This window comes from Leptospirales bacterium (assembly GCA_019694655.1).
Classification (GTDB): Bacteria; Spirochaetota; Leptospiria; order Leptospirales; family Leptonemataceae; genus SSF53.
This window is the reverse complement of the sequence record JAIBBN010000026.1, coordinates 1-14129: the sequence shown is the minus strand read 5'-3', so window position 1 is coordinate 14129 and position 14129 is coordinate 1. Positions and strand designations below refer to the sequence as shown.

Here is a 14129-nt window from a genome sequence, read left to right as displayed (position 1 = left end):
CCGGACAGGGCGCCTTTGCTCTATGTTCGGGATTCGCTATCTGAAAACCAGGCCATCGGAATACGTCATTCTCTTTCGGCGCGGGCGGGCCCGAAAACACGGCGCCGGCCTGGCATTCTTCTACTACTCGCCTTCGGCCTCGCTGGTTGTGCTGCCGGCGGATAGCCGTGATGTTCCATTCATTTTCCAGGAAACAACAAATGACTACCAGAGCATCGACATCCAGGGTCAATTGACCTATCGGGTTAAGGATGCGCTGCGACTGGCAGCGATGTTGGATTTCAGTATCGATGCGCGCGGCGTTCCACTGGGCGACGGCGCCGAAAAGCTCACCCTGCGACTGACCAATCTTGTTCAACTCTTGCTTCGCGAAAAAATCCAGAGCTATTCGCTGCGCGATAGTCTGAGCGCCGGTCCGGAGCTGGCCCGTCATGTGAGCGAGCGAATCAAAGACGCGCCGGTTTTTGCCGAACTTGGCCTCGAGGCCCTTGACTTTACACTGCTGCGCATCAGCCCCTCGCCGGAAATGGCGCGCGCACTGGAAGCCGCCGCCCGTGAGACGCTCTTGAAAGACGCCGATCAGGCTATCTACATGCGGCGCAACTTTGCCGTGGAACAGGAGCGGCAAATCAAAGAGAATGAACTGCAGACGCAGATCGCCGTCGAGCAAAAGAATCGCCAGATTCGCGAAGAACAGATGCGCGCCGAAATCGCTGTGCAGGAGCAGCAAAAGGTGATCGAAGAGCGCAAGATGGAAACGGCGGCCATGGTCGAGGAGCGCAAGGCCGAGATCGAACGGGGGAAACTGGAATCGCAGACCGCGCTGGAAGAACAGCGCAAGAAACTGGTGGCCGCGGCGACAGAAAACACTGTGGCCCGAGCGCGCGCGGAAGCGGAGGCGGCGCGTACCAAACTGGGCGCCCTGCAAACGCTCTCTCCAGAGCTACTGGAGATCCTGGCGCTGCAGCAGCTGGATTCGCGCACGCTGATCAGTCGCGCCTTCCGCGACCTGGCGCGCAATTCTGAGAAAATTGGCACGTTGAATCTCAGTCCGGAGCTGCTGGAGTCGCTGATCAAGGCTGATGGCAATCGATAAAATCATTCTGGTTACGCGTCCGACGCGCTTGCAGGAATCGGTCAAGCGCTACAATACCAAGCAGCAGGCCCGCTTCTTTGTGCAGAGTCGCGGGCAAAGCTTCGATGACTATGAATCCGAGGACGCCAACTACCTGCGCGCCCGCGACCAGCTGGTGAAATCCTTCCCTGCTGAACTTCGTTTCCAGGTCATCGATCGATCCTTCTTGCCCAACTTTGTTTTTGGACCGGATGACCTGGTGATTACACTCGGGCAGGATGGATTGGTGGTCAATACTGCGAAATATCTGGATGGTCAGGCGGTACTGGCAGTTAATCCGGACCCCTCGCGTTTTGACGGCGTACTATTGCCCTTCCTGCCCGACCAGGTCGCGCCCGCGCTCCAGCGATTGTTGCGCGCCGGGCTCCAGCAACGATCCATTTCCATGGCGCGGGTTGACCTGAATGATGGCCAGAGCCTCTTCGCATTCAACGACCTGTTTCTTGGCGTACGAACGCATACCAGTGCGCGATATACAATTCACCACCGCAAGAAATCCGAGCGGCACAGTTCCAGCGGTTTGATTGTGTCCACGCCTGCCGGCAGCACCGGGTGGCTTTCCTCTATGTACAATATGGCTGCTGGCGTGGCTCAGTTTGCAGGCGCGGCCTCCAAGAAGATCGCCGCTACGCCCCTGGCGTGGGAAGAACGAAAGCTGCTGTTTGTAGTGCGCGAACCTTTTCGCAGCAAGTGGAGCGGCGCCGATCTGGTCTGTGGCGAGATTCGCGATCGTGAAGAACTGACCATCGAAAGCCACATGTCGGAAGGCGGCGTAATCTTCTCTGACGGAATGGAGTCTGATTTTCTGGAGTTCAACGCCGGCGCCACAGCAAAGGTTCGGCTTGCCGAAAAGACCACGCGTTTGCTTTTGAATCCGGAAGACTGAGCGCCGCGCTCGGGGAAGGCAGACTGCCACATGATCCGCGAACTGCTATCGCGACAGTCGATTCAAACGGGATTGTCCGGCGACCTGGATCAAGCGTTGCGTCGCATGCTGGATAGCAGCGATGTTGAATGTACGCCACAACTACTGGCCGAACTGCGCAGTTCTGCCGAGCGTCCAGAGGGGGCCAGCGGCCCGGCAATATTCCCGCACGCGGCATTGCATGGCATCAATTCGCCGCGCTTGCACATTGGCATTGTCAGCGGGAAGTCAGCCACTCGATCGACGCTAAGCTTTCGAATCATAGCGATACTGCTGACTCCGCTGAACGATCCGGAGCGTTCCCTTGCCTTGCTGGCGCGCCTGGCGGCGCTCTTGCCGCCGCTGGTGGGCGAGCTTTCGCGGATGCGCGACGCCGAGTCCATTCGACAGCGCATCGCTGCGGCGGAAGGCCAGGCGCAGGGTCCCACCTACTTCAACATGAGCCAAAGTGACCTGGCTTTGGAGCTCTCCACAGATTTGCAGCGCGGACTCAGCGAAGCGGAGGCCAATCGTCGCCTGCAACGCTACGGCAAGAATGCTCTACGCGCCAGGCGACGCACTCCGTGGACCTTGCGCTTGATGCGCAGTTTCTTCAGCTTTTTTGCCATTCTGCTATGGGGCGCCGCGGCGCTTTGCTTCGCGCCGGGCGTTGATTTGCCACAGCTGGGCCTTGCCATATTTGTCGTGATTGGCGTGAACGGAATCTTTTCCTTCCTTCAGGAGGCGCGGACCGACCGCGCCGTGGAAACCTTGCAGCGCATGCTGGCCCACCGCTGTCGCGTGCTGCGCGATGGCGAGGTGCGCGAGATCGATGCGGAACTGGCCACGCCAGGCGATGTCATTTTGCTGGATGAGGGCGACGCCGTTCCGGCGGATGCGCGCTTGATTGACGCGACCGAACTGGAGGTGGACAACTCGCTGTTAACTGGCGAATCGGCTTCCGCCAGGCGCTACAAGTCCGATCGACCTGTTCTCATTGATAAACCCTTCCTCTGGATTGAGATGCCTAACGTTGTCTTTGCCGGCTCGACCGTGCAACGAGGCGCCGCTCGCGCCGTGGTTTTCGGCGTGGGAATGAATACCGAAATTGGACGAATTGCCGGCATGACGCAGGCTATTCGCGCTGAGGACACGCCGTTACAGCGCCAGCTACGTGGAACGGTCAAAACCATCGCACTGCTGGCAGCCGTGATGGGCGCAGTTTTTCTTGGCCTTGGCTGGCAATTTGCCGGACTTCATTTCTCACAGGCCCTGGTCTTTTGCATCGGGCTTTTTGTGGCAAATGTGCCGGAGGGACTGCTGCCGACGGTGACGCTCTCTCTGGCGTTGGGCGTCCAGCGCATGGCCCGGCGCAATGCAATCGTCAAGAATCTCTCCTCGGTGGAGACGCTTGGCTGCACAACTGTGATCTGTACGGACAAAACCGGAACGCTAACCCAGAACGTGATGTCGGTTACCGATCTTCTTGCTGGCGGCGAACTGTTTTCTGTCTCTGGAACCGGCTATGCGCCGAGCGGCGAACTGAAGGTCAAGGGACAAGCCATTTCGATCGATCGTCTGGATCGCAGGCCAGCGCTGCTGGAATTGTTACGTTGTGCATACGTTTGTAACAATGCCCATTTGCGTCGCGAAGGGGGCGAATGGAAATTGAGCGGAGATCCAACCGAGGGCGCCTTGATGGCCCTGGCGCTCAAGGGCGGAATGCAAGGCGCAAGGCAAAATCTCCGCCTGTTTCCCTTTGAATCGGTGCGCAAGCGCATGAGCGTTGTCGTCCGTTCGACGGCCGGCGATGGCGGCGCCATTGTATACGCCAAAGGCGCGCCGCTGGAGCTGCTGGAGCGCTGTGATCGCGCGTGGATGGAGTCGGGGGTCGAGATTTTGAAGGATGATTTGCGCGCCAAAATTCGAGAGCAAAATGATCGCTTTGCTGCCGAGGGCCTGCGCGTCCTGGCTCTGGCCTGTCGACAGGATTCCGCTGCCGAAGGAATGACGGACAGTCAAGAGGACGCAGAATCGCGTCTTATTTTTCTTGGACTGGCCGCAATTCGCGATCCGGTGCGACCGCAGGTCGCTGAGGCCATCGCCGCCTGTCACCAGGCGGGCATTCGCATTGTAATGATCACCGGCGACTATGCGCGCACAGCGGAAAGCATTGGCCAGCAAATCGCAATGAATCTGACGTCCTCCGGCCGCAGCTATTCTGGATCTGAGCTTGCCGAACTGACTGACGCCGACCTGGCGCAACTGCTGGCGCAGGGCGACAGCATCTTTGCGCGGGTCAGTCCCGAACAGAAATTGAGAATCGTAAACATATTGCGCGAAGCTGGAGAGATCGTTGCGGTCACCGGCGACGGCGTAAATGATGCGCCGGCTTTGAAACGGGCGCACATTGGCATCGCCATGGGCAAGCGAGGCAGCGACGTTGCGCGAGAAGCCGCGCATATGGTACTGGCCGACGATAACTTTAGCTCGATCGTCGCTGCCATCGAGGAGGGCCGCGCTATCTTTCGTAACATCCGTCGTTTCATCGCCTATGTCCTGAATTCAAATCCGCAAGAGATGGCGCCCTACATTCTGTGGATGCTATTTCCTGGAACGCCGCTGGCCATGACTGTCATGGGCGTCCTGGCAGTGGATGTTGGCACCGATTTGTTGCCCGCCATGGGCCTTGGCGTCGAACCGCCTGAAAGCGACGTGATGCGGCGTCCGCCGCGCAAACAAAACGAACGTTTGCTAAGTATCGGCTTAATATTGAAAAGCTATCTGATTCGCGGATCAATTTTGACCGCCGCCTGCTACGGGGCGTACCTGTTTTTTGGCTGGTCGCAAGGGCTTTTTTCGGACGGCATTTCGCTGCTGTCAATGCCGGCCTCGCCGGAGGGCCTGGACATGAGCAAAGCCAGTCCCGCTTACCTGATGAGCCTCAGCGCCTTCTTTATTCCTACGGTCACGACGCAAATCGTAAACGTACTCTGTAAACGATCTGACACGCGTTCGCTATTTGATCGCAATTTCTTGGCCGAATCGCGCCGTGCGTCGATGCTTCAGTCGCTCCGGCGAACTCGATTGCCTGGCCGCTACCCGCGTTTGCTGCGAGCGTCCGCGCAACGCATCGTGATTGCTCTGTCCTCGACGTTGGAGAAGCACTGGATCTGGATGAATCTGGTTTCAAATCCGTTGATTACTGTCGGAATCTTTTTTGAAGTGCTTTTTCTGGTTTGCCTGGTCTACACTCCCCTGAACACAATCTACTATTTTGCTCCCGCGCCGTGGAGCGTGTTCGTGGCCGCCCTTGCCGGACCGCTGCTATTGTTGCTCTTCGATGAAGGAATCAAGTTTCTGCGCCGACGCGGATGGCGTATGCGATTGGTTTCGGAAGACGACGGGTGATCGGGGTCTGCGATCAGGCGGGGCGGCGTCCGCGTCGGCGAGCCTTCTGCAGGCCGGGGCGGCGGGGGCGTTCGGGTTTTTGCAACGAACTCTCTTTGCGTTCCGCCGCCTCTTTCCAGGCTTTTTCCTGACGTCGCAGCCATTCGCTGAGCGCACGCAGCGCCGCGCTGCGCAAGGCAAGGCGTCGATAAGCGCCCTGGGCTCGCCGTTCAATCCAGCCGCACTGTTCGAGGATGCGCAAATGCCGCGAGAGCGCCGGCGCCGAAATAGGGCGTGGAGTGCGCAGGTCGCCGACCGTGCAGGGGCCGCGCGAGAGCTGCTCAACCACGCTTCGTCGGGTGGGGTCGCCAAGGGCGCTGAAGAGTCGATCCAGGTTGCTCATGGTGCAAATATGTTAATTAACGAAATGGCAAACAATGCAGGCCTGTCAAGTCCGTCGGCTGGCGTAGTTTGGCTGCTCGAAACCCCCTGTTCGGGGGGCGCCCGGACCTTGTTTGTCATTGCTTGATGGCCCGGTGCAATCGAGTTGTGGGCTATGATGCGCGTTATCCGGACCGGCCCTTTGCTGTTCCTGCTGGGCAGCGCACTCTATTTGCCTGGCTGCTTCGCCGAAACCAGGTCGGTCCCGAAGGCCCAGAACGGCCTTCTGGACCTGCGAAATTTCGATTTTGCCAGCGCCGGTGAAGTATACCTCAACGGCGAGTGGGAGTTTTTCTGGAATCAGCTGCCGGATGAGGACGGCCGCGGTCTGCGCGGAGAAGATCTCATAGTTGCGCCGGGCGGCTGGAACGGTCACACGGCAGAGGGTCGCACACTGGATGGAATGGGCACGGCAACGTATCGATTGCGCGTTCTCCTGCCCGCCAATGCGCCGCAACTGGCGCTCAATCTCGGACAGCAGCATTCAGCCTATCGCGCCTGGGTCAACGGTCATCCTCTTGCCGGCAGCGGCAGAGTAAGCCTCGATCCGGCGCAGGTCTTGCCGGAGTACGCGCAGCACATTCTCGATTTGCCGCGCGAGGGCGAACTGGAGCTCGTTCTGGCCATCAGCAACCAGAACCAGCGGCGCGGCGGGTTCCTTACACGCATCGCCGTGGGCGAAAGCCGCTGGCTCCACGCTTCGCACGACCGTCGCAGTTTGTTGGAAGCCTTCAATATTGGCGCGCTCTTGATTATGGGGCTCTACCATCTGGGGCTGTTTATTTACCGTCGCAAGGACCAGGCGGCGATCTACTTTACCGCGCTTTGCTTTGTGGTGCTGGTCCGAATCATGTGCACCGGCGAGCAGATGATTGACCTGATCATCCCTGGCTTCCCCTGGAAGTGGAAGATCACCGGCGAGTACCTTGGCTTCTATGCGGGATTGCCAGCCTTCATGCTTTATACCTACTATCTTTTTCCGAAGGAATTCGATCGCTGGATTTTTCGAACCTTGACCGCGATTGGCGTGATCAGCGCTCTGGCGGTACTCCTGACGCCTGCGACTGTATTTACGCATACCCTGAATGCCTTTCAGGTGATTGCCGTCGTGGGTATGATCTACATTGTTTTCATACAGGTGCAGGCGGTCCGCCGCCAGCGGCTTGGCGCACGGATGAGCCTGGCCGGATCCATTGTCTTCTTTGCCACAGTAGCGCACGATATTGTATTTACAACCTATGCCATTGGTTTCGGTCACCTGGCTTCCTTTGGCCTGGTTGCATTTATCGCTGCGCAGTCCGCGGCGCTATCACGTCGGTTTGCTCTTGCTCTGGAGACCTCGGAAGAGCTTACTGAAAATCTTGAGCGTAACGTGCTGCATCGTACTCAAGAATTGGCGGCGGAGCGCGATCGCGCTTCTATGGCTCAATCCGAGGCTGATGAAGCCCGAAAAACTGCGGAGTATGAGCGCCGGGCGGCGGAGAAACTTGCGGAAATCTCGCGCGTACTGAACGAAACCACCGATCTGGAACTGGTCACAAAGCTGGTTTTTGATCACCTGGGACAGGAGTACGGTCTGGAGGCTTGCTTTCTGGTGGCGCCGCAGCCAGGCAGCAATGCGCTGGCGACCGTCAGCCATTCGGAGATTACGGCCGAGCAAAAGGCGGTCACCCGGCAGTTCCGAATTCCTGCTGGCGAAGGCGGCGGCATCGTCCGTCGCGCCTTTGAACGCGGCAAGCCGCTCTACGTGCAGGTCAACGGCAAGCGCGACATATTCAAGCGCGACTATCCCGGCATCGAATATGATCGACAGCTGGTTCTCGGCCTGGGCTTGCAATGGTTCTTGTTAATTCCGCTGGTGGTGCGCAATGAAAGCATTGGTCTGGTGCTGGCCACATCGTTTTCGGCGAAACTCGCCAATGGTCTGCGCCAGGATCAGATTCGCGAGGTCAGCTCCTTTGCCGATCAGATTGCCGGCGCGATTCATTCCACCAACCTTTTCAATGAAGTATTGCGCAGCCGCCTGGATGCTCAGGACCTGGCTGACATCGCTCGCCGAGCAAATGAAACGGAAAACCTGGACAGCACTCTGGCGGCTGCAGTAGAGCTTTTTACGCGGCGATTGCAGGCCGCTTCGCTTTCGCTGTTCTTGCTTGATGAAGAAGGCAAACAAATCAAGCTGCGTGCAGCGTACCTGGATGGCAAAGCGATCAATCCGGCGTCGCTGCCCCCGGTATTGCAGAGCTTGCCCATGCGTCGCACCAGCGGCAGCGTCTATAGAACCCTGAAACTTGGCCGCCAATTTGCCATAGAGATGGCTGACTTCAAGCAGCTGATCGCGCTGTCGCCGGTGGATTCGACCTTTGTCGGACAGTTTAAGCTTACATGGGCGGTTCATACTCCGATTGCAGTCAACGGTAAGACGATTGGCGTCTTTTCGACAACCGGACGCAGCGCGCGCCTTCCGGATCTTGCCAACCAGCAATTCATGGAACGAGCCCTGGCGCAGGTGGCAGGGGCGGTGCGCACCCAGGATCTGCTGGAACAAACGGCTGTGGCCCGTGCGGCGGCTGAGCGGGAGCGCGAGCATTCTGAGATTCTGGCAGCGCTGGCGCGCGAATCCAACCGCGCCCTTGATCTGGACGCCATCGTTTCCCTGGTAGCAGAGATTCTCGGACAGCGCTACGGGGCCACCGTCTTTGGTCTGGCGGTTACTAACCGCGAGCAGGGCGTGCTGCGCATCCAGAGCATGTTCCTGCATGGCCAGCGCGGCGATCTGGCCACGCTTCCCCAGCTCTTGCGCGAAATTCCGCTGGGGCCCAGGAGCGGCACTATCTATCGCAGCTTTCAGCGCAAACGCGTTTTTCATATCGACCATATCAATCGTCAATGGCTGGAGAGTTCGCCAGTTGATAAGGCCTTCATCGAATTCAGTGGAGCAAACTGGATTGTCCATCTCCCGATCTTGCTGGCCGGCGAAGTGGAAGGCATTCTGTTGATGGGCGGCGCGCAGCGGGGGCATATGAATCGCGCGGAGCTGGAATTTTGTACAAGGATTGGCGATCAGGTAGCGGGCGCTGTACATGCCACCAGATTGCTGCACGACACACAGCTGGCGCAGATTGCCTCGGAAGCGGCGCGCGCTGAATCGGATCGATTGTTAACGAATATCTTGCCGGTGCGTGTGGCAGATGAACTCAAGCGCGAGGGGCGCGTCGCGCCTCATCTCTATGATTCCGTTTCAGTGCTGTTCACGGATTTTGTCGGCTTTACCGCAATGACCGAGCGACTGCGGCCGGGAGAGCTGATTGCCGAACTGGACGGCTGCTTCAGTCAATTCGACGAAGTCGTCAAACGCAACTCGCTGGAGAAGTTGAAGACTATCGGCGATGCCTACATGTGCGCCGGCGGGTTGCCGACGCCGAACAGAACGCACCCGGTGGACACCGTTCTGGCCGCCCTGGAGTTCCGGGCTTTGATGCGCCAGGCGGCGGAAATCAAAAACGCCCTTGGCATGGAGTTCTGGCGCCTTCGAATTGGAATTCACTCAGGGCCGGTGACCGCAGGCGTAGTTGGCAATTCCAAATTTGCCTACGATATCTGGGGCGATACGGTCAATACCGCCAGTCGCATGGAATCTTCGGGGGAACCCGGCGAGGTCAACATATCCGGCGCCACATACTCGCTGGTGAAGGATTTTTTCATTTGCGAACCGCGCGGCCGCGTCAAGGCCAAGGGCAAGGGCGATGTCGAAATGTTTTTCGTTCGCGGCATCAGGCCTGACCTGGCTCAGGACCGGGAAGGCGCCGCGCCAAACGTTCGCTTTCAAGAACTGCGCGCCGCATTGAATCCGGAAGCAATGGCGACCGGCTCGCGCAATGGACTCTCGTCTCAGCGATTGAGCGGCGCGGACCGGAGTCACCGCGAAGGATGGTAAACATGTCGGGCCCGGTTCAATATACGGTCGGGATTGTTGAAAATGACGAACTATTTAGAGAGGAATTGCGCCGTCGCCTGGCGCAGATCCCCGAGGTGCGCCAGATTTGCGAATGGCCGTCCGCCGAACAGTTTTTGCGCGACCCTCTACATCGTAATGTCGAGATCCTTCTACTGGACATCATGCTGTCAGGAATCAGCGGCATACAATTGGTAAGCGAACTCAGTCGCCTGTATCCGGAAATGCGCGTAGTCATGGTTACAAACATGCACTCCGATTCGATGGTCTTTGAGTCGATCAAAGGCGGGGCCTTGGGCTATATTCTGAAGTCAGAGCTGGGCGATCTGGGCGCAGCGCTGCGTATCGTTTCCGACGGCGGCGCCCTGATTACGCCAACGATCGCGTTGCGCGTGTTTTCCAGTTTCAGGCGAAGTTCGGAGGAATCCGAGGTGGAACTCACCGATCGCGAGCGGCAGGTGTTGCAACTCATGGTGAAAGGAAAGACGATCCAATCAGTGGCAACCTTCCTTCAGTTGAGCGAACACACCGTGCATGGCTATGTGAAATCGATTTACAAGAAGCTGAAGGTACACAATCGAGCGCAGCTGGCAACCCGCGCCCATGAACTATCCTTGCTCTAGCAGCTTACTTCCCCCGCGGCCTGATGAACGCCGCAATCGGCGATCAAGCCGCGGCTGGCTCTGGTCCGCGGTTCTAAACGCTTCTGGCATCCTGTTGTGCTTCTTGCTTTTGGCCTGCCGGGCCGGCGAAAACGATACGATGCAACCTGCGGCCGCACTGCCGCCGCGCAGCATATCGCTCCAGGAACTCAACCAGTTCTTCGGAGTCTCGCTGGAGGGTCCCTGGGAAATGTACTGGGGTCGATATGTTTCACAGGAGGAGTTGGTCTCGCCGCATGCGCCGCTGCCGGATGCAATTCTGGCGCACTTACATGGCTGGTCTGGTATGAAGATCCGCGGCAAGCGGCTCGGTTCCTTTGGTCGCGCGACTTATCGCATGCGCCTTGCGCTCCCCGATAGTGATTTGCCTCTTGGATTGCGGCTGGTGCACCAGACAAGTTGTGCGCGACTGTTCAACAATGGCCAATTAGTTGCCGAACAGGGATTCTCCGCGCCTGACGATCGGTCGTGCCATCCCGATCGTCAGGATCTGGCAGGCTTCTTTCAAAATGAATCCAGGAATGTAGATCTAATCCTGTATGTTGAAAACGATGCAGTCTACAATGGCGGTGCGCGCGGCCAGTTGCTCTTTGGCCGGGCTGCCGTGGTGCGCCGACAGACGGCGATCACTACCGCCATCGAACTGACCGCGTTCGGTATGATTGTTGGCGCCGGAATCTACCACGTTCTCTTTTTTCTGCTTCATCGTAAAGAATATGCCTTTTTGTTTTTTGGCGTCGTCTGCTTCTTACTGTCTGCGCGAATTCCGTTTGTGGGCACCAAGATTGCTTCTGAAATCTGGCCCCATCTGGGCTGGGAAGCAGCAGCGCGCATACTTGCCACCCTGAACATTCTGGCGCCGCCAGTGGCGATTGCCGTCTGGCGAAGCCTGTTCCCAGACGCAGTGCGCTGGCGAACCATCGTTGGGTTTTCTATCGCCGGCGCCCTGGGCTGCCTGCTGCATCTGGGCAATCTCCACTTTCTTACAGTGGGCCATACAATCTATGTATCAATTATGTTTCCCGCAATGTCCGCATACATGTTGCTGGTCGCAGTTCCCAGAATTCGTCGGGGAACGGCTAACATGCTGATGGCGGCGGGAGTCGCGCTGCTGGCGGCCATTGGCAGCTTCGCCTTTTTCCAAAACTGGCGCGGCGGGGCGCCGGCGACTACAGTACTGGCCGCCTTCATTCTCTTCGTCTTTTTTCAGACCATTGCCATGGCCCGCTACCACGTGGATGCGGTGCAATCGCGAAGCGCGCTGAGCAGCGCATTGCGTGATAGCGAAGAGACCGTGGCGACGCAGCGCGAGGAGCTGCAGGTTGCCCTGCATGACCATCTTGGCGGCGCATTGACCGATCTTCAAATTCACACGGAGCGGCAGATCAGCGTTGCGTCGCCGACCCATAGCGAGGCGCTGGAAGGCATTCGACAGCGCATCGTCGACGCTGTACGCATGTTTCGGTCACAGCTGCTCTTCATGGAGGATCTCTCGCTGTCGACGCGCGAAACTCTGCCCGGCATTCAGATGAATCTTTTACGCCGCTATGCCGACGCCGGCCGGGAGCTGGAATTTGAGGCCGATCTGACGGCTGCGGAACTGCTGCGCGGCCCTTCCGCCAGTTTCAATGCCCGACGCACCCTGGATCTATTTTTTCTCTTCAACGAACTCTGTACCAATGACCTGAAGCACGGTCGGGGCGAATCCAGCTGGAACATCCGCGTGCTGGACCAGATGCTCTTGATTGAGCAGGCCAATGAGTCCAGCGCCGGCGAGCCGGTCGAAAATGACGCGCCGCGTCGCGCGGCAGAACGCGCCGCGCGACTGGCCGGCCGATTGCAGTCCTGGCGCAGCGGCGACCGCTTTTGCGTACGCGTTATACTGCCGCTGCGCGCAATCTGACGCCCCGATCAGATTGACGGCATCGATTCTATGTAGTCAGTCTGGCATCGAATCCAGTTGAGGTGCGAAAAGTTCCATGCTTTCGCTCTTGCCGGGAAGCTGTACAAAGCCAATGCTCTGAATGCTGTAGTCCTGGCGCAGGCGCCGCCGAACGCGATCCGATAGCAGAATGCGCCGATTGCCATCGCGGCTTGCCTTCTCGATGCGCGAGGCAACGTTGACTCCGTCGCCAAAAGCCGTGTAGTCGATGCGTTCGGGGCTGCCAAAAGCGCCCACGATCACCACGTCGCTGTGCAGGCCGATCCCGTACTCAATTTCCGGAAGGCCAATCATCGCATTCTCTTGATTGAATTCCAGCAGCGCACGGTCAATGCCGCATGCAGTCTGCATCGCGCGATCAGCATCATCCTGCTGACTGATTGGCGCGCCAAAGAAGAACATGACGCCATCGCCCAGATACTTGTCCAGCGTGCCGCCGCGCCCCAGTATTTCCTCGGTGATTGCCGAAAAGTAGCGATTCATAAATGGCTGCAGCATTTCTGGCGGCATTCGCTCACAGAGGGCAGTAAATCCGCGAATGTCCACAAAGCCGATGCAGAGCTCCAGGCGGCGACCTTCGCTGACGGCGCGCATATCGCCGCTCACTAACTTCTCCACCAGCTCCGGCTGCAGGAAGCGAGAAAGCAAGGATCGTTCCGCTTCCAGGCGTTGCTTTTCGGCAGTGGCCTCGACGGTGTCCAGAGCCATAATGTTGACGAAGCGAACAGTCAGATAGCACAGCAGTCCGGCGGCCAGGATGTAGAAGCTGCGCAACAAAAACGAACTGACCTGAATGGCGGGAAGTATTGCCGCGCCTGGCGCCGCGCGAATCTCCGGATAGTAGAAGGCCCAGAGTGCCGTATAGGAAAGCGCCGACCAAAGCGCCGCGGCCAGCGTCAACTGGGTTGAAAGCCTGGTCGATACGGCGGCAACATAGACGGCAAAGAGCAAGATGGCGGCGCTGGAATGCAGGTAGTAAGGAGAACCCATCCACGCGCCGGCAGCGAGGCTCAGCGTCAGGCCTGCGCCGTCCGCTGCCACTGAGAAATTTGGCATCCAGGTCTGGAATTGGCCGCGCCCAATCAAGAGTAGAACTGCGGCGCTGTAGAGCAGGCCGAGGCCCATCAGGCCAAACTGCAGCAGTTCAAATGGGCGTGCGCCGTCGCCGCGTTCCAGAATCAATGCTGCCACCAGCGGAATCACGCCTGCCAGCGCCGCCAGACGAATCCAGGCGGCAATGCGCTCCGATTGCTCGGCGCGCAAGCGATAGAGCGCCCCCATCCGCTCTCGCAAATACGCTGCGTTCTTTGCCATCGTTCCGCCGCGCCGCGCGCCGCAGTCTGTTAGAAGCGACGCAGCGAGTAGGTCATTTCCATCATCAGTCGATCGAGGCTGGCGCCGCCGATAACGATCTGATAGATCGCCCAGACAATCGGATACTCCTCCGCCGAAAGATGAACCAGACCTGGCAGATACTTCAGTCCAAAGAGACCGGCTGATTTGCTTTCCGGTTTGGTTCGTCCGTAGATGAAGTCGTGGCCGTACTGCCGGTCGTGCGCATCCTGACCGAAGCAGCTGAGCATTAGATCGGTCATGCCACTGAGTCCGTCGAAGGTGCTTTCCATTCCTCCCAGGCGCACGCCGATGGCGCGCAGCTCGCGGAAGATGCGATTGGAAAGGTGGAAGAGTGAGTTGTCCGA

9 protein-coding genes are annotated in these 14129 nt (G+C 58.5%); 6 read left to right on the top strand and 3 right to left on the bottom strand.

Annotated features, from left to right (window positions below):
* Positions 1 to 22: 22 nt before the first annotated feature.
* Genes K1X75_18050 through K1X75_18040 form a run of 3 tightly spaced genes read left to right on the top strand, consistent with a single transcriptional unit; the run spans position 23 to position 5450 of the window.
* Positions 23 to 1096: a band 7 protein gene (locus K1X75_18050; GenBank protein ID MBX7059970.1), complete on the top strand. Its 1074-nt coding sequence runs from the start codon at positions 23 to 25 to the stop codon at positions 1094 to 1096.
* On the top strand, positions 1083 to 2021 hold the full coding sequence (locus K1X75_18045) for an NAD+ kinase (GenBank protein MBX7059969.1): 939 nt from the start codon (positions 1083 to 1085) through the stop codon (positions 2019 to 2021). The genes K1X75_18050 and K1X75_18045 overlap by 14 nt, the downstream gene beginning before the upstream one ends.
* A 30-nt stretch (positions 2022 to 2051) precedes the next feature.
* Positions 2052 to 5450 carry a cation-transporting P-type ATPase gene (locus tag K1X75_18040; GenBank protein ID MBX7059968.1) on the top strand — a complete coding sequence of 1133 codons (3399 nt, stop codon included), beginning with the start codon at positions 2052 to 2054 and terminating at the stop codon, positions 5448 to 5450.
* Positions 5451 to 5463: 13 nt separating this feature from the next.
* Here the strand turns inward: K1X75_18040 and K1X75_18035 are convergent, their stop codons facing one another.
* Positions 5464 to 5832, bottom strand: a complete 369-nt coding sequence (locus K1X75_18035) for a metalloregulator ArsR/SmtB family transcription factor (protein ID MBX7059967.1) — start codon at positions 5830 to 5832, stop codon at positions 5464 to 5466.
* 153 nt (positions 5833 to 5985) lie between these two features.
* Between K1X75_18035 and K1X75_18030 the strand changes: the two genes are divergently transcribed.
* The 3 genes from K1X75_18030 to K1X75_18020 all read left to right on the top strand — a co-directional run bounded on the left by K1X75_18030 (position 5986) and on the right by K1X75_18020 (position 12390).
* Positions 5986 to 9807 (top strand): GAF domain-containing protein, encoded by a 3822-nt coding sequence (locus tag K1X75_18030; protein MBX7059966.1) that lies wholly within the window; start codon positions 5986 to 5988, stop codon positions 9805 to 9807.
* A 2-nt stretch (positions 9808 to 9809) separates the two neighbouring features.
* Complete coding sequence (locus K1X75_18025; GenBank protein ID MBX7059965.1) at positions 9810 to 10448, top strand: response regulator transcription factor; 639 nt, start codon at positions 9810 to 9812, stop codon at positions 10446 to 10448.
* A gap of 139 nt (positions 10449 to 10587) precedes the next feature.
* Positions 10588 to 12390, top strand: coding sequence for a 7TM-DISM domain-containing protein (locus K1X75_18020; protein MBX7059964.1), 1803 nt, complete (start codon positions 10588 to 10590; stop codon positions 12388 to 12390).
* 36 nt (positions 12391 to 12426) lie between these two features.
* Here the strand turns inward: K1X75_18020 and K1X75_18015 are convergent, their stop codons facing one another.
* Positions 12427 to 13743, bottom strand: a complete 1317-nt coding sequence (locus tag K1X75_18015) for an adenylate/guanylate cyclase domain-containing protein (protein ID MBX7059963.1) — start codon at positions 13741 to 13743, stop codon at positions 12427 to 12429.
* A gap of 29 nt (positions 13744 to 13772) precedes the next feature.
* Positions 13773 to 14129: glycerol-3-phosphate acyltransferase (locus tag K1X75_18010; GenBank protein ID MBX7059962.1), on the bottom strand; the 357-nt coding region annotated here is incomplete at its 5' end.

Excerpts from the sequence above, each read along its gene's own strand:
- K1X75_18020 (MBX7059964.1), top strand. The coding sequence starts at position 10,588 with ATGCAACCTGCGGCCGCACTGCCGCCGCGCAGCATATCGCTCCAGGAA.
- K1X75_18015 (MBX7059963.1), bottom strand. The coding sequence starts at position 13,743 with ATGGCAAAGAACGCAGCGTATTTGCGAGAGCGGATGGGGGCGCTCTAT.
- K1X75_18025 (MBX7059965.1), top strand. The coding sequence starts at position 9,810 with ATGTCGGGCCCGGTTCAATATACGGTCGGGATTGTTGAAAATGACGAA.
- K1X75_18050 (MBX7059970.1), top strand. The coding sequence starts at position 23 with ATGTTCGGGATTCGCTATCTGAAAACCAGGCCATCGGAATACGTCATT.
- K1X75_18045 (MBX7059969.1), top strand. The coding sequence starts at position 1,083 with ATGGCAATCGATAAAATCATTCTGGTTACGCGTCCGACGCGCTTGCAG.
- K1X75_18035 (MBX7059967.1), bottom strand. The coding sequence starts at position 5,832 with ATGAGCAACCTGGATCGACTCTTCAGCGCCCTTGGCGACCCCACCCGA.
- K1X75_18030 (MBX7059966.1), top strand. The coding sequence starts at position 5,986 with ATGATGCGCGTTATCCGGACCGGCCCTTTGCTGTTCCTGCTGGGCAGC.
- K1X75_18040 (MBX7059968.1), top strand. The coding sequence starts at position 2,052 with ATGATCCGCGAACTGCTATCGCGACAGTCGATTCAAACGGGATTGTCC.